Source organism: Peterkaempfera podocarpi (assembly GCF_042466665.1).
GTDB lineage: Bacteria > Actinomycetota > Actinomycetes > Streptomycetales > Streptomycetaceae > Peterkaempfera > Peterkaempfera podocarpi.
In genome coordinates this window covers 1,145,689-1,162,034 of the sequence record NZ_CP162102.1, presented here as the reverse complement: position 1 = coordinate 1,162,034, position 16,346 = coordinate 1,145,689, and the positions used below count along the sequence as shown (strand labels likewise).

Annotated in this window: 10 protein-coding genes and 2 pseudogenes; 4 read left to right on the top strand and 8 right to left on the bottom strand. The window is 70.1% G+C overall.

The annotated features are described in order from the left end of the window. Window positions 1-36: 36 nt before the first annotated feature. Entirely contained in the window at window positions 37-255 is a 219-nt protein-coding gene (locus AB0761_RS05175) for a hypothetical protein (protein ID WP_377267762.1), read from the top strand. 1,062 nt (window positions 256-1,317) lie between these two features. Continuing rightward, window positions 1,318-3,143: pseudogene (locus AB0761_RS05170) on the top strand (glycoside hydrolase family 15 protein); the annotation flags it as partial. A gap of 642 nt (window positions 3,144-3,785) precedes the next feature. Here AB0761_RS05170 and AB0761_RS05165 read toward each other — a convergent pair. The 5 genes and pseudogenes from AB0761_RS05165 to AB0761_RS05145 all read right to left on the bottom strand — a co-directional run bounded on the left by AB0761_RS05165 (window position 3,786) and on the right by AB0761_RS05145 (window position 10,944). Then, window positions 3,786-5,903, bottom strand: a complete 2,118-nt coding sequence (locus AB0761_RS05165) for an FUSC family protein (RefSeq protein ID WP_377267761.1) — start codon at window positions 5,901-5,903, stop codon at window positions 3,786-3,788. Window positions 5,904-6,427: 524 nt separating this feature from the next. Continuing rightward, window positions 6,428-7,687 (bottom strand): VWA-like domain-containing protein, encoded by a 1,260-nt coding sequence (locus AB0761_RS05160; RefSeq protein WP_377267760.1) that lies wholly within the window; start codon window positions 7,685-7,687, stop codon window positions 6,428-6,430. Beyond that, entirely contained in the window at window positions 7,684-8,940 is a 1,257-nt protein-coding gene (locus AB0761_RS05155; RefSeq protein WP_377267759.1) for an AAA family ATPase, read from the bottom strand. Before AB0761_RS05155 ends, AB0761_RS05160 begins: the two co-directional genes overlap by 4 nt. A 74-nt stretch (window positions 8,941-9,014) precedes the next feature. Beyond that, window positions 9,015-10,406, bottom strand: a pseudogene (locus AB0761_RS05150) (hypothetical protein); the annotation flags it as partial. Between the two features lie 400 nt (window positions 10,407-10,806). Further along, entirely contained in the window at window positions 10,807-10,944 is a 138-nt protein-coding gene (locus AB0761_RS05145; protein ID WP_377267758.1) for a hypothetical protein, read from the bottom strand. 498 nt (window positions 10,945-11,442) lie between these two features. Here AB0761_RS05145 and AB0761_RS05140 point away from each other — a divergent pair, with 498 nt between their 5' ends. Next, window positions 11,443-13,410 carry a lamin tail domain-containing protein gene (locus tag AB0761_RS05140; RefSeq protein WP_377267757.1) on the top strand — a complete coding sequence of 656 codons (1,968 nt, stop codon included), beginning with the start codon at window positions 11,443-11,445 and terminating at the stop codon, window positions 13,408-13,410. A gap of 324 nt (window positions 13,411-13,734) precedes the next feature. Here the strand turns inward: AB0761_RS05140 and AB0761_RS05135 are convergent, their stop codons facing one another. Then, window positions 13,735-14,370 (bottom strand): TetR/AcrR family transcriptional regulator, encoded by a 636-nt coding sequence (locus AB0761_RS05135; RefSeq protein WP_377267756.1) that lies wholly within the window; start codon window positions 14,368-14,370, stop codon window positions 13,735-13,737. Between the two features lie 90 nt (window positions 14,371-14,460). Here AB0761_RS05135 and AB0761_RS05130 point away from each other — a divergent pair, with 90 nt between their 5' ends. After that, a complete protein-coding gene (locus AB0761_RS05130) occupies window positions 14,461-14,874 on the top strand; it encodes a DUF4345 domain-containing protein (RefSeq protein WP_377267755.1) in 414 nt (137 codons plus the stop codon). A gap of 373 nt (window positions 14,875-15,247) precedes the next feature. Here the strand turns inward: AB0761_RS05130 and AB0761_RS05125 are convergent, their stop codons facing one another. Both AB0761_RS05125 and AB0761_RS05120 read right to left on the bottom strand, forming a co-directional pair. Next, complete coding sequence (locus tag AB0761_RS05125; RefSeq protein WP_377267754.1) at window positions 15,248-15,613, bottom strand: DUF427 domain-containing protein; 366 nt, start codon at window positions 15,611-15,613, stop codon at window positions 15,248-15,250. Window positions 15,614-15,689: 76 nt separating this feature from the next. After that, window positions 15,690-16,322: an alpha-ketoglutarate-dependent dioxygenase AlkB gene (locus AB0761_RS05120; RefSeq protein ID WP_377267753.1), complete on the bottom strand. Its 633-nt coding sequence runs from the start codon at window positions 16,320-16,322 to the stop codon at window positions 15,690-15,692. Window positions 16,323-16,346: the final 24 nt, after the last annotated feature.

Here is a 16,346-nt window from a genome sequence, read left to right as displayed (position 1 = left end):
CTGCCACACTGGCGCTCCGCCCCGACGGAGGACCCCATGAAACGCGCCCTGCTGTGGCTCATCACCCTCATCCTCGCCGCCTTCGCCGTCGGAGGATGGCTCACCGCCTTCGACCTCACCGCCGGCGACTCCGGCCTCGAACTCCTCGTCGACTTCGGCATCCCCATCCTCCTCACCCTCGGCGCCATCCGAAGTGCCAAGGCAGCCCGCACGGCCGGACCGCGGGGGGACCGCCGGCCGATGGGCCCGGGGTGACGAGCGGCGGCCGTGGAAACGCTGACGGCCCACCCCGGACACATCGGAGCGGGCCGCGCGAGCCCCCCGGATTTGTGTGACCGACCTGGCGCACCCCCTATACGGAAGCCTGTCAGTTCGGTTAGCGTAAGCGCGCTGCGGCCCGACCCCATCGACGCGTGCAGCACAGCCCCCGTGGCCTCGCGGCCCGGGGGCTCAACCATGCCCCGCGACGTCCACCGGGTGCACTGCCGTCGTGGTGTCTGCCGGGACCAGCCAGCCGTCTGCGAAGAGGCCGGCCTCACCGCCGAACAGCCCGGCCCGGCCCAACTCGCCCGGCTGATCCGCGGACACCGGCACGTCGAAGCGGCCTGGGCTCGAAACCCGAATTCAGATCACTGCTTCTGGCTTACGCGTGATGCTGACCCTGATCGATGGCCTGTGGTTGTGTGGCGACGTGGAAGGCCGGGTCGTGAGGCTTGGAGCGTTCATGACCTTGGAACGTCGGATTTCCTCCATGTGTTGCTCGACGGGGCGGATGAAGATGTGAATTACCTTCTCGCTTCGGCGGAGGACTCACGCCCCTGGGTGTCTGAGATCGAATCCTCCGGTTGATGATGTCTTCTCGCCAGGCGTTGGCAATCCGGGCGATCTGCTCCCGGCCACGGAAAGGCGAAGACCCCCTGGCAGGGCAGGTCTCACCGCAAGATCACGTCCGCAACCGCCAGCGGCTTCAGCCAGGTAGCGGGAGTGGCCGAGGTGGCTGCGCAGTCCTGGCTGATGTCGGTCGACTCCACGTCTTGTGGGCCCGCCAGTACGCCGCCGAGGCGAAGCGGGCCTGTTCGTGCTGCAGCCGTATCTCTGGCACGTGCGCCGCAGATCCCATGACCACTCCCTGGCCGCCACCCACCGGAGAACAGCGTGGGCGTACGTGCGAGGCGCGCAGTTGGTCCGCTTCCAGGAGTAATGCGAACCCGGGGCATGGCGGGCAGTCTGGAGGTGGGGCACATGGCGTGTGCGCAAGCGTCACGGTCGGTAGCGGCGGCGTCACCACTGGCGCCAGGCAGGATGGGAGGAGGTCCCGTGAATGAACATCCGCTGATCGAAGACCACGGACTCATCGGTGACCTGCAGACGGCCGCGCTGGTCTCCACCGAGGGAACGATCGACTGGTTCTGCAGCCCGCGATTCGACTCGCCGAGTATTTTCGGAGCCCTGCTCGACGGTGAGAACGGCGGTCGCTGGACGATTGCTCCCCGGGCGCCGACGTATTCGACCAAGCAGCTCTACTATCCGGACACCTGTGCACTGCTCACCAGATTCATGACCGAGCAAGGCGTCGGATCGGTCGTGGATTTCATGCCGCCTGCCTCGCCGCGCAATCCGACAAGCCATCACCGGCTGGTCCGCATGCTGCGGTGCACACGCGGTGAGATCACGTTCGACATCGAGATCGCCCCCCGGTTCGACTACGCACGGCAACCACATGAGGTCACCTCGTGCATGGGTGGCTGGCATTTTGTCAGTCGGGATACCGATATGACCATTCATGTGGTGGACACGCTCGGCGATGAGTGCGCGAGCGACGGCAGGATTCACTCCGGCGACGTGTGCATGACGGTAGGGCTGCGGGCCGGTATGACCCGCGGCCTGGTGCTGGAGACTTTCGCCGACGGTCCGCCGCGTATCGTCCCGCCGGAGGAATGCGAGCAGCTCCTGGAGGACACCATCGCCTTCTGGCACAACTGGCTGGCGCGATCGCGCTACACCGGACGGTGGCGGGAGATGGTCAACCGCTCCGCCATGACGCTCAAACTCATGACCTACGCCCCGTCCGGGGCCATGGTTGCGGCTCCGACCACCAGCCTGCCGGAACAGGTCGGAGGCGAGCGCAACTGGGACTACCGCTATGCGTGGGTCCGCGATGCCTCCCTGTCCCTTCACGCACTGCTCGGGCTGGGATTCACCGAGGAAGCCATGGCGTTCACCGAGTGGCTGGGCGACCGCGTTCAGGAATACACCGGTACGGGCGAACACTCCCTGAAGGTCATGTACCGCGTCGACGGCTCCTCCGACCTGGCGGAGCAGACCCTGGGTCACTGGGAAGGCTACCGGCGCTCCGCTCCGGTGCGGGTCGGCAACGGTGCCGCTGACCAGTTGCAGCTGGACATCTACGGATCGGCACTGGAGTGCCTCCACTTCGCCGACCAGCAGGGTCTGCCGACAACCTGCCGCATCTGGCAGGCGCTGATCAACACGGTGGACTGGGTGTGCGAGAACGGGACCGTCCCGAAGCCGGTATCTGGGAAACGCGGGGCGGCGACAAGGACTTCACCTATGGACGGCTCATGAGCTGGATCGCGCTGGACAGGGCCATCCGCATGGCCGCCCGGAGTGGACGCCCCGCCGAGGTGCAGCGCTGGACGAAGGAACGCGACGCCATCTACTGGCAGATCCTGAAGCGAGGGTGGAATCCGGGGCGTGCCGCGTTCACGCAGTACCTGGGCAGCGACGTCCTGGACTCCGCGCTCCTGCGGATGCCTGCGGTGGGGTTCATCCCCCCGCAGGATCCGCGGTGGCTCTCGACCTTGGACGCGATCAAGAAGGATCTCGTGTCCGACGGCCTTGTCTACCGGTACGACCCCTCCGCCTCTCCCGATGGACTGGTCGGTTCCGAAGGCACCTTCTCGGCGTGCACTTTCTGGTACGTCGAAGCCCTCGCTCGCGCCGGCCATCTGCGTGAAGGGCGACTCGTCTTCGAAAAGATGCTCACCTACGCCAACCATCTCGGTCTGTACTCCGAGGAAATCGGGCTCACCGGCGAGCAACTCGGCAACTTCCCCCAGGCATTGACCCACCTCGCCCTGGTCACCGCCGCACTGAGCCTGGACGCCCATCTCGACGCAGCCAGGCCGGGCTTCCCACCTACCTCTCCGGGCCCCTTCCTCTACACGCGACCGATGGCCGAGTCCGGAGGTCCATGTGTCACGCCGACCACCCCGTATCCGCCGGACCACGTCATCCGCAGGTGAGCCCACCACCCTTTCCACAAGCGGACCGCGACTTGGGCGGGAGAAGGCCGGCGTCCACGGGTGATGGCAACGCCGTCGTGGTGCCGGGACGGCGACAGGGTGCGCGGCGATCACGGGTAGGCCTGTCAACACGCCACCGAGCAGGCTTCAGCCGCGGCCGGCCAGCCTGTTGCTGCATCGCTGCGCGGCGGTTCGATCCTGCTGATCGGGATCGCCGATCTGCGGTTGCCGGGTCACCGCACCATCGAGGCCCCGGTCCGACCGCTGACGACACTGCCGGCCTGGTGAACGGAGGGATCGGCCGTTCCTGCCGGGGCGACCGGCACGGAGCTGCTGGTGCGCGACCAGCGCGTCGCGCGCCACTCGACACGTGACTTCGGTGAAGGCCAGGTCGCGATGGGAATCCGGAACGCACCATCCGTGCACTGGCGTCAACCACTAGGGCCCACCCGGCGCCGCCCCTCACCATCCTCGGTAGAAGGACCCCATGGCCGAGGCCGACAACGACTCAGCGGACGGTCAGGCTGCCGCGTGGCGGCGGGGGCGGTGGCGGGAGGCGATGGTGGCGGTCAGCGCCTCGACGGCATCGACGGTTGTGGTGCTCAGGGCGACGGCGCGGCCGGCCGTGGCGCTGCCGGAGCCGTCGGACGCCTCGGCCAGCAGGCCGGAGCGGGCGGCGAAGGAGTCGAAGACCGACCGCAATGCCCCCGGGGCCACCGTCTCGGCTCCGGCGGCGGCGCGGGCGAGGGCGGTGAGGTGTTCGTGCAGTGGACCGACCAGTTCGGTCAGCTCCGGCACGGTGTCCTGCGGGGTACGCGGCAGGTGTTCGCCCAGCAGGGTGGCGCACCCGGCGACCGAGGACACCTGGGTCCTGATCTGCTCCAGCTGCGCACTCGACCAGGGGCCGCGGTGCTCGGCCGGCTCGGCGTGCGACTGTTCCACCGCGGCCTCCAGATGCTCCCTGACCTGCCGTGACCGTGCCCGCAGTGCGTCGACGGCGGCCAGGTCGGTCGCCCCGACGTCGGCGTAGCCGGTCAGCAGCTCGGGCAGCAGCCGGTCCTGCACCCGTAGCCACTCCGCGAGCAGGCCCGGCACCCGCCGGGTGGACCAGGTCGGCCAGACCAGGAAGATGAACACGGCGAGCGCGGCGCCGACCACCGTGTCGGCGGCGCGCGCCCACGCTGTCGGCCCGGGCAGCCCACCGACGTGGTGGATGAGGAAGACGATCCAGGTCGTCAGCCACAGGTTGAGCATCAGCTGTCCGGTCCGCAGGGTCACGAACGACGCCGCGGCCAGCACCACCGCCACCACCGCGAGGCCGCCGGGCGACCAGTGCGGCAGCGACAGCACCCAGGCGAAGACGCCGCCCAGTACGGCCCCGGCGGCCCGTCCCCAGCCGCGGGCGATGGTGTGTCCGTACTCAGGGAACAGCACCAGCATGGTGGTCAGGGCCACCCAGAAGCCGTGCGCGGAGATGCCCAGCCCGCCCCACCCGCCGATCGACCGGCCGATGACCTCGGCGACCACCACGCCCACTGCGAGCCGCACGGCATGGCGGAAGATCGGCGACTGGGGGTGCAGCTGAGCCCGGATCCGCCGGGCGGTGCGTGCCACGGAGGGGGTGCCCGCGTACAGGCCCGGTATCTCGGTGTGGGGTTCCAGTACATCGCCGAGGCGGTCGTCGGTCGAGCGCCGGGCCAGCTGCTCGGCCGGCCGCAGCCTGGCGGCCAGGTCGCGCGGGCCGCGCACGGGTGAGGCGGCCGTCCGTGATTCCAAGCGGGTCCAGACCTCCTCGGGGGTGCGGTGCTCGCGGCCGGAGGCCACCGTACGGGAGATGTCGCCCAGCACCTGTGCGACGGCGGCCAGTGCTTCCTGGTCCCCGCTCGCTGCCGTCACAGGTGCCGTCAGCCGCACGGTCTGCAGCGCGCGGCGGATGCGCTCGGCCTCTCCCAGCAGTCCGAACATGGCCGCCGCCGGCGGACGGCTGAACTGCGGCAGCAGGTCCAGGGCCTGCCGGGCCGCCGTGAACGGAGCGGACCTGGCCAGGGCGGCGGGGTCGGCCGCGACCGAACCCTCGGCGAGCGAACGGTACAGGGCTGCAAGGGCGCGGCGCTGGGCGGCGAAGCGCGGACCGTACGGCGGGAGCAGTTGCACCACCACGACGAATCCGGTCCCGACCGCGATCCACCCGGCCATGAGCAGGCCGCCATGTACGTCGGGAGCGAGATCAGCGGTGATCATCAGCCCGATGACGGCGAGGCAACCCCGGATGCCGGGCGCGAGGCCCATCGTCCGCCACAGCCCGGTGGCGAACGCCGCGACCGCGAGCAGCAGCAGGAACAGCCAGGTGGTGCCGTGCACCAGGGCCCCCAGCACCGCCATTGTGCTGAAGGCCGCGGCCATCCCGAGCGCGTTCACCACAGGGTGTCGCAGCGGGCTCAGCAGCGTACCGATGCCGCAGATGAACGCGCCGACGCTGGCCATGGCCCCGGCCACCGGGTCGTCCAGCAGCAGGCCGAGGACCGTCGCGAGCAGCACGGCCAGTACGGCCCGTGCGATCGCCGACGGGGCGGAGAATGCCCGTTGGATGCGCAGCCCGTCACGGCCGATCCTGATCAGCGACGAGCACCAGCGCATATCCGGGCCTCCTCGGCGGTACGGCGCGGGAGCAGCGTTCTCATCCTCTACCAGCCCTGGCAGGGCTGCCACTCGCTGTACCTGGAGGGCGCCGCGCAGGGTGCTGAGACAGGCGGTGGCCGTGCGCTCATCTGCACAGCTCCTGCCGGCGGGCAGGGTCTCGTGGTCGCGGGCCGGGCGGCGGGAGCGCATCAGCCGGGTCGTTGGTCGGCCGTGCGGTGAGGTGCCTGTCGGCAGGTCCATTTCCGCGCGGCTTCCCGCCGGACCGGACTTGATGGGTTCCCATCGTCCGGCTTCCCGAAGCGACGTCCGCCTCGCCCCTCGGGCGGTTGGCGGACCCTGCTCGCGCGTTACGGCGGCGCGTGTCCGTGGGCCAGGCCTCGCGCCAAGGGCGACGTGATCACCAGGGTGGGCATCAGCTGGGGTCACCCGCAGTGCGCGGAGGCTCACTCCTGATCGATGGAGCGAGGCTGGGTCCGCGCAACGGGCAGGTTGCGTTTGTGGGGCTCCAGCCGGGACCGGGCTCACCGGGCAGCGGGAGCCGAACCGATGGCGACCACGTGTGCCCATTCGGGGGGTGAGTCCGGTACGTAGTCGGGATCGTCCTCGTCCCACGAGCGGGCTGCCGGGAGTCGAGGGAACAGGCCCACGACTGTCCGGCACGGGGGACGCGTGCTCGGCCAGGGTGTCTGCCCGTCGGTCAGGGCCACGATGACATCGGGCCGGGGCCGCGTCTGGAGTGCTTTGGCGAAACCCGTGCGCAGATCCGTGCCGCCACCGCCGATCAGCGGTATTCCTTCGGCGCGGCACAGCGGGTGCACCACCTGGGCTGCTGCGTCGCAGGGCAATACGGTGATCAGGTCGCGATGGCCACCCACGGCGCGGGAGATCGCAGCGACTTCGAGGAGCGCGCTGCCCAGTTCGGCGTCGCTGACCGAACCGGAGGTGTCGATGACCACACAGACCCGCGGCGGCCTGCGCCGCAGACTCGGCAGGACGGCTCCGGGTACGCCGGCCGAGCGGCGGGACGGCCGGCCGTAGGTGTAGTCCTCGCCCGCGCCGGGGCTGGAGGTGGCCGAACGGACCGCGGCCCCCAGCAACTGCCGCCACGGCTGGGGTGGGTGGAACGCCTCCTCCGCCCACCGCTGCCATCCCTGCGAGGTGTTCCCCGGACGGGCGGTAATGCCCTGCGCCACCCGGAAGCGGACCGCATCCCGTGCCTGCGCGCTGAGGCCATGGGCGCCGTCCGGTCCCAGGTCCCACTCTCGGTCCAGCCCGTCGGCGCCACTACCGCAGTCCAGCCAGACGAGGTTCTGGGTACGCGGCCCGAGGGTGAACCAGCGCAGGTAGTCCTCCATGAGCTGCCCCTCGGGCAGCCCGAAGGCTCCTGGCTCGACGGCGCCTTCGGGCCGGACCAGACCGTCGCCGAACACATCGTCGTTGATCTCGAAGTCCGCCGCGATGTTCATCCGCAGTCGTTCCCCCGGGCCGGTCAGCCCGCGCTCCCGCGCGACCCGGTCACCTCGGCCGTGGTGGTCGCGCAGCAGGTGCGACACCTCGTGCACCCATACCCCGGCCAGCTCCTCCACAGGGGTTCGGGCCACGAACGACGCCGAGGCGTAGCACCGCCAGTGCCGGTCCACGGCCATCGTCGGAACACGGCGTGACTCCACCGGGTGCAGGGCGAACAGCGCCGTCGCCAGATAGGGCCGGACCCGGGCGGCGTGCAGTCGGGCCGCGAAGAGCTTGTCGAGGTCCAGTGTCCGCGGGGCGTCCCGGTTCATCGGACGGCCTTCGCAGTGACGCGGGCCGCCGCCTGGTCTGCTCGCTGCGACAGTGCCACCGCTCCGGCGAGCCGCTCGATCGAGGCAGGAACGTCCCAGTCCTGCCGGCGTAGCGAGGCGAGGGTCGTCGCGGGGACGACCACCAGGTCCGGCGCTCCGGTTTCCATCGCGTTGACCAGGATCGCCCACGCTGCGTCCCAGCGGGACTTGTCCGGGCGAGTACGGACCGCGGCCACCACACCGTCGAGCACGGCTTGGCGCAGATCCCCCCGCTCGGGCAGGACGGCAGCCGCCGGATCGGCGAGCAGCATCTCGGGGTCCGGGAGGTCCATCCTGTCCAGCCCGGCCAGCAGCTCCAGCCCCGGTCCATCCCCGACCGTGCCCCTGACCAGGAGGGACAGCACCTCCCGGGAGGAGCCGGCCGCCGTTGCGAAGGCGATCAGCCGCAGGGCCATCTCCCAGCTTCGCGGTGATGGCCAGGCGCCGCCCCGGCGTGTCTCGTTGCTGGGCAGCCGGTGCACGAGCCTCGGCCGGGCGGAGAGCAGCCCGCACACTGCCCGGCGGGCGAAGTCCACGGCTTCCGACAGCCTTTCGGGGTCGAGCCGCGGCAGGGTGGCCCGAGGCCAGGTCCCACCGAGGCCGCGCACCACGACCTCGTGGTCATGAGTCCATTGGAGATGGACGAACCGGTTGGCCAGGGGTGGACTGAGCTCCCAGCCGTCGGCCGCCGACGAGCGCGGATTGGCGGCAGCCACGATCCGGACTCCCGCCGGCAGTTGCAGCGATCCGATCCGCCGCTCCAGCACCAGGCGGAGCAGAGCGGCCTGGACGGCCGGTGGAGCGGTGGACAGCTCGTCCAGGAAGAGCAGCCCCTGGCCAGCGCGTACCAGTTGTACCGCCCAGTCCGGCGGAGCCATCGGCACGCCCTGGGTCGCGGGATCGTCTCCGACGATGGGCAGCCCCGAGAAGTCGGACGGCTCGTGCACACTGGCGATCACGGTGGTGATCGGAAGGTTCAGGGCCGCGGCAAGCTGGGACAGGGCCGCGGTCTTGCCGATTCCCGGCTCACCCCACAGGAGGACGGGCAGGTCTGCGGCCACGGCCAGGGTCAGGGCCTCCAGTTGGGTGTCGGGTCGCGGTTCGGTGGTTGCCTTGCTGAGCAGGGACAGCAACTGGGCGGCGACGTCCAGTTGGGAGGTGCGGGTGGGGGCGGCGTCGGGTGCGGTGGCAGTGGACGGGTTGCGTGCGGGCATGTCTGAATCACCTTTGGCTTTGCTGTCTGAGGGGGTACGAGGTCCGGGGTCAGCGGCAGGTCGCGTGGCGCGCGGTGGGAGCGGCGGCCACCGAGTCGGCGACCAGCCGGGCGGATGCGGGTGCGGGTGCGCTCGGGCCCAGGATCAGCCAGGCCTGCTCTGAACAGCCCGTAGTTGATCCGCCGCTGTGCGGCGGCTTCGAGTTCGTCTCGCAGCGGGCCGTTGCGTAGCCGTGCGGCAGTGCCGACCAGGCCCTCGATGACGGCCAACGCACCGGCGATGTCGCCGTGGTTCAGGCGTTCGCGGACGTCGGTGAGGCAGTCCGGGCGCCGGTGTGCCTGGTCGACGGCCTGGAGGCAGGGAAGCGGAGTGCCGGTCAATGCGGCCAGCAGTTCCTCCCGCCGGATCTCGGCCGGGTCGTGGTCAAGCGGAGCCAGTACCCCGTCGACCAGGCCGATCCGGTGCTGGGCTCCTCGGCACTCCACCAGACGCGGTTGTCCCGCCCGGCCGGGTTCACCGGCAGGGACGGCCGGTGAATGACCCGGCACCAGGGCCAAGGCAACCAGCGGGTGAAGCTGATCGGCCTCGATCAGACCGGCCCGGAGCAGCTCCAGGTCAGGCAGTGTCCAGACCGCTGCGTCAGGCAGTACCGGCATCGCGCAGGCGCCGTCCTGCGCAACCGCCGCCGTGATCCGCAGTGCGGGCGGGCGGGGGCTGTCGGGGTCCGCGACCAGCTCCAGGACGAGCCGGTCCCGGGTCCCGATGCGCACCGCAACGGCATTGCTGGACCGCTCTTCGGCACGGAGCACAATCCCTGCCTCGGCCGCCCACCGGTCAACGGCATACCGGTGCCCCGGTGGTACGACGCCCATCGGATCCGCGTGCGTCATCGGTCGGCCGTCGGCGGCGGGCAGATCGGCCCCGGACCGGATCCGTAGCTCAGCCGTCCTGCGGGCGTCCCACAGGTGACGGTGCAGGTCGAGGCGGAACCGCCGGCTGGGACGGGGGTGCGGATGATGGCGGGCGCCGTCCTCGAAGTGGCAGCCGTCCCACAATGCGAGGCTGATCCGCTGACCGCCGTCGGCCCACGCCGGTGGAGTCCGGGCCACCAGGTGGACCGGACCTGTGCCGTCGCGCGCGGCAGCGTCGTACCGGGCCAGCGCGATGGTCAGACCCGGGCGCAGCAGCCCGTCGGGCGCGATCCTCGGCAGGTGCCAGCGCAGCAGGTCAGGTACCAGATGCCGGAGATCTGCCCGGACCTGGGCCGCGAGCTCGCGGCCATGAGTGCGCGCCAGGGAACGCAGATGGAGATCGACATCGATGCCTGCGGCGGCGCAGGCCCCTGCCCAGTCCCCAGCATGACGCCGGGCGGTCGCAGTCTCGATCACGGACGGTGGCACGGCGTACTCACGTACCCGAAGCCAGAAGGAAAGACGGGAATCCCCACACGCGGTCTGAGTGAGCATCAGCACTCACCTTGCGCGGATGGGACCCCCAATCTCAGAGACTGAGTCATCATCGCGAGGAGCATAGCCTTCCTCACCTCGCGCTGCCAGCCGTCGGGGATCGCCTTCGTGCCCTGTTTCGCGACCGTTGCCAGCGGGGCCGCCGGGCGCACAAGGTGAGCCCGGCCCTGATCCGCATCGCCCGGACCGAACGTCGCCGCCGGTGCGGTGCGGCTGCCCGACGAGGAGCTGAGCCTGCTCGACGCCGCGCAGGGGCGGAGCCGCTGACGGCCGGATCCTGCCGCCCAGGGCGCGACCCGCGTCGGCCCCTGGTGGACTCCAAAAGTCCCGCACATATGCTGAGTTGGGGCTTCGCCGGAATCTTGTGATCTCGGTCAAGCAGTGCTGCGGTACTTGTGGATCAGCTCTCTGAGGACATCGTGGCGCTGGATCCGCTGCGCAGGGAGAGGCGCAACGTCCGGTCGTCGGCAGGGGTGGGCAGGTTCAGGACGCGGTGAGGGCTGCCGGAGTTGTAGTCCTCGGCGTGCTCGGCGACCATGTGCCGCGAATGCTGCTCGCTGTAGATCAGTATTCGATCGGTGCTCGACGGGTGGGGGCCTGCGGTCTGTGAGGCGGTGGATCAGGCGTCTGATCTCGGCGAGGCTGAAGTGGATGAGCTGGGAGGATCCGTTTCTGCCTTCCCGGCCTGGTCATCCGCGCCCAAGGCCGCGACGGCGAGGCCCCTGTCGCTGTTGGCAATACGTCGGAGGGAAGACGATCGTCCTGCACGGCGCGGACCACCTCCGCCAGGAAGGCTGGTCCGGAGAGGACCCCACGAGGTCCGTGACAATTGCGCCACCAAGTACACGGACATCAGCCCCGGCCCGTACCTGCCCACTGCCGGTGCGCTGGGCGCCTTCGCAGCGTCTGACGTTCCGATGGCCAGCGGGTGGCATTCAGCTGGAGTACACGCCGTTTCAAGGTTCTGTCAGCAGAGTTCGGCCCCGTGCCTACAACTCATTCGCGTGTCCGCGTCGCCACTCTGTGCGCCGCCGCTTTGACGTTCTCAGGTCTTGTCGTCACCGGGATGCTGGGGGCGCAGCCTGCGGCTGCGGCGGACCCGGCCGGCTACCAGAACGTCCGGATCAACGAGGTCACCTCGTCGAACAACGACACGGTGGAGCTGTACAACTCCGGTTCGACCGCGGTGAGCATCAGCGGCTGGAAGATGTCGGACGACAGCTTCTCGTCGCAGTCGTTCAGCCCGTCCTCCAGCACGATTCCGGCAGGCGGCTTCGTCACCTTCAACTCGCCCAAGGGGCTGGGTGATTCGGACAAACTGGTGATCTACACGTCCGGCGGGACGGTAGTCGACCGCGTCGAGTGGGCCACCGACAAGGCCAAGCCGGCGATGGCGCGTTGCGGCGGTGACGGCACGGGGGCGTGGGTGACCGCGACCACGGCGTCCACGTTCGGCGCCTCGAACGCCTCGGGCTGCCCGTCGTCGCTCCCGGCGGCGAGCCGGGTGCGGATCAACGAGGTCACCTCGGACGGCTCGGACACCGTGGAGCTGTACAACGGCGGTACGAGTTCGGTCAGCGTCAGCTCGTGGAAGTACGTCGACGGCGACACCAGCCACTCCGCGGCCTCGATCTCGTCCTCCTCGCCGAGCGCGACCAGCATCCCGGCGGGCGGCTACGTCACGTTCAACTCCACCATCGGCCTGGGCGACAACGACTCGGTCTTCCTGGTTGACAACAACGGCAACACCGTCGACTCGGTGACGTGGGCGACCGGCGCCGCCAAGCCGTCGGACGAGCGCTGCGCCGACGGCACCGGCTGGTTCCAGACCGCCACGACCGCGACGCTCGGCAGCGCGAACTCCTGCTCGGGCAGCGGCGGGACCACAGGCGGCACGACCGGCGGGACGACTGGTGGCACCACCGGCGGCACCGGAGGCCAGCCCGGCCAGCTGCTCGGCGGCGGCGGTTCCCTCACCAGCGGGTGCACCCCCGAGGCGCCCTCGGGTTCGCACTCCACCCCGTCCGGCACCCTGGCATGGCCCGGCGGACAGGACGTCACGATCGCCGACAACGTCTGCGCCTTCACCACGTCCACCGGCCCCGAAGGCCGTGACGTGAGCGGCCTGGCCTTCGACCCGGCGAACCCATCGGTGCTGTGGGCCGCCAAGAACAAGAACTGGCTGTACAAGCTGGTCAAGAGCAACGGCAAGTGGATCCCGGACCCGTCGTGGAGCACCACCGGCAAGCAGATCCGCTTCTCGGGCGGCTCCGGCGAACCGGACTCCGAGGGTCTGACCGTCGGCAGCAACGGCCACATCTACGTGACCTCCGAGCGCGACAACACCAACAACACCGCCCCCAAGGACACGATCCTGGAGTTCGACCCGGCCGCGACCGGATCCACGCTCACGCCGATCCACCAGTGGGACATGACCTCGCAGTTCCCGCAGCTCAACACGGGCGACAAGGACGACGCCAACCTGGGCTTCGAAGGCGTCGGCTACGTACCGGACAGCTGGCTGACCGCCAACGGCTGGGTCGACCCGCTCACCGGCGCCGCCTACAACCCCGCGAACTACCCGCTGCACGGATCGGGCCTGTTCTTCGCCGGCCTGGAGTGGGACGGCACGCTGCACGTCTACGGCCTGAACTCCAACGGCACCTTCACCACGTTCGGCACGATCGCGACCGGTAAGTCCTCCGTGATGGACGTGGCGTTCGACGCCGGAACCCAGCGCCTCATCGCGACCTGCGACAACACCTGCGGCGAGACGCACACCTTCATGAAGGTCGACGCCAGCGGCGCGATCGTCCCGGACGTGACCTACACGAACCCGGCCGTCATGCCGACCGACAACCTGGAGGGCTTCGCGATCGCCCCGACCTCGACCTGCGTCAACGGTCTCCGCGAGGCGGTCTGGTCCGACGACGGCATCTACGGCTTCGGCTCCGGAAGCTCCTCCTACGGCCACGCCATCTACAGCGGCACCTTCCCCTGCTGATTCCGCAGACCACGGGAGACGGCTCCCGCGCGGGGCCGCCTCCAAGGTGAGGCGTCCCAGCAGTACACAGCGATGAAGCTCCTGGCAGACGGGGTGACGACCACGATCACCCGCTGACTGCCAGGAGCTTCGTCGTGCCTGTCCCCGGGACCGCCTTCGGCCTGTGGACGCCGGGCGCCCGCCCGCATCCCCTCGACGGCGGCCCCATTCTCGGCGACATGCACGGAGACGGCTGCCCTGACGCGTCGTGGTGGACAGCGAGGGAGCCGACCTTTGAACCCGGCCCACCGGCAGCGCGTCGGACTGCCTGCGCGTTGTGGTGTGTCAGGCCCTGGCAGCCGTGCCGGGCCCTTGTGGCGGCCAGTCAGGGGCGGGGTCTTCGGTGAGCAGCGGTCGGAGGGCGCCGAGTACCGCGCCGATGCAGACGTCGCGCAGCTGGGTGCGGGTACAGGTCTCGTGGGTGAGCCAGTCGACGCAGAGGACCTGGACGAAGACCAGCCAGCTCTTCAGGACGCCGGACACGGCCACACGGGCACTCTCGTCCGCGAGGGGGAGTACGGCCAGCAGCCGCGCACGGAGTGCGTCCAGCTCGTTCGTCATGATCGTCTGGATCACCGGGTCGCCCGCGAGGATCCGGTTCGCGGCGAGGACGGCGTTGCGGTTCGCCACGAAGTAGTCGAGATGGACGTCCATGCCCTGGATGAGCTGTTCCATCAGGGAGTCGGCGGGGTCGAGCCGCGTCTCGGCGAGCAGCTGGTCCGCTGCCTGCTGGTAGACGGCTGCGAAGAGGGCCTGCTTGCTGGGGAAGTGACGGTAGAGCAGGGCCCGGGAGACGCCGGCCTCTTCGGCGACCTCCTCCATCAGCACGTCCGTGTACGGGTGCGCGGCGAAGAGCCGTGCGCCGACGGCGAGGAGTTGGGCGCGGCGATCGGCGGGGGTGAGCCGCTGGCGTGGAGGCACGAGTGAAGTCTAGTTGACATGTGTCCACTAGTGGCCCCACTGTAGTAGACACATGTCAACCAGGCTCCGCCAAGACGGCTTGGAGAGATTATGGCCAGGGCTCTGCGCACACTCGTACAGCTGATGGGCTGGGCCTGTGTGGCGATCGGCCTGTTCCATGTGACACTCGGCAATGCGGCAATCCCCGGCGCCGGTTCCGCCGGTACGACGGTCGACAGCTGGGGCCGGTTCATGGGGGCCAGCTTCGTCGGCTATGGGCTGGCCTGGCTCTGGGCTGCGCGGCAGCGTCCGATCCCGGCCCAGGCGGTGCGATGGCTGGCCGGCGTTTTCCTGCTGGGTGGCGCAGGCCGGCTGCTCTCGCTCGCTGTCAACGGCTGGCCGCAATGGTTCCAGATCGCGCTGACGGCGATCGAGCTCGGGCTGCCGCCCGTCTACTTCTGGCTGGCCGACGCGGAAGAGCGGGCTCTGCGCAGCGAAGTGGCGGCGGTGCCCGCCGGGCGATGAACGCGTCTGAGCTCGTCCAGATCGAACACCTGGGTGGGGAAGTTGACGCCAGCGGCGAGGTATCACCGGCTCTGGCGAAGCTCTTGTGGGCACAGCCGGAGCTGGAACCTCGACGGTCCGAGGCATGATGATGGGGATCGACCCGGTCGATCCCCGGCGAGCGTCCGTGGCCTGAGTCGTGCCAGCCGAGGGCGAGACCTGCCACCGGGTTGGGCGGAGGCGTACTGCCTTGGCCGTACGCCTCCACCCAACCCGACCGGGCACCGCCCCGCCTCGGTCCGACCGGCGGGCGCCGCCCTCGGCTGGGTGCGCCGGGCCGGCCCGGGCGCCGTGTCGTGGGGGTGTCCGGGTGGCGGTGGGTTCCGCTGCTCGGTCAGGGCTGCGCCGGAACGTCCCCCGCTACGGTGATCTCGGCGGCCGAGTCGTAGAAGGACAGGTGGTCTCTGATCTCCGCCACCGCATCGAGCGGCTCGGGGTACGCCCAGGCGACGTCCTGCCGCCCGCCGAAGGACCAGTACGACGCCACGCCCTTGAACGGGCAGGTGGTGTGGGTCTCGGTGGGCGTGAGGAGGTCGAGTGCCACATCGTCCGGGGTGATGTACACCCTCACCGGGAGGCCGGTTTCGTAGACCAGGAGGGGCCGCCGGGTTTCGGCGACCAGAGTGCCGTCGATCCGCACGGTCACATGCTGTGTACCGGGCACCGCGGTGACGCGGTGCGGTGACTGCGTATGGGTCATGGTGCTCCTTGTGGGCATGGCGGACGTCGGATCCGTTGCAACCGCCCGCACCGGGACGGGATTCCCCGACGCGCCCTCAGCGCACCCCGTGCGGCCGGAACTGAATGCTGATCCGCGGGCCTACCGCTCTGGCGGTTTTCGGCACCGCATGCTCCCAGGTGCGCTGGCAGGAGCCGCCCATCACCACCAGGTCGCCGTGTCCCAGGGGCAGGCGCACGGGGGAGGGGCCGGGCCTGCGGGGGCGCAGGGCCAGGTCGCGGGGCGCGCCCACGGAGAGGATCGCGACCATGGTGTCGCGGTAGGCGCCTCTGCCGTTGCGGTCGCCGTGCCAGGCGACACTGTCCCAGCCGTCCCGGTAGTAGCAGAGCCCGGCCGTGGCGAACGGCTCGCCGAGTTCGGCGGCGTAGCGGGCGGACAGGGCAGCACGGGCCTCCTCCAGCACCGGGTGCGGCAGTGCGCTCCCGGCCCGGTAGTGGGCGAGCAGCCGGGGCACCTGTACCTCGGAGTCGTACATCACCCGGCGTTCGGCCTGCCAGGGGACCGCCGTGGCCAGGTGGTCGAAGAGGTCGCTCGCCCCGCTGAGCCAGCCCGGCAGCAGATCGAGCCAGGCGCCGTCGCTCAGCAGGGTGCGGCGGACGCCGTCGAGAGGGCCGAGGCGGATGCCGCTCTCGGACTGTTCGAACAGGGACGCCTGCAGGTGCACTGCCATGGGTTCAGTGTAGAATAGATATTC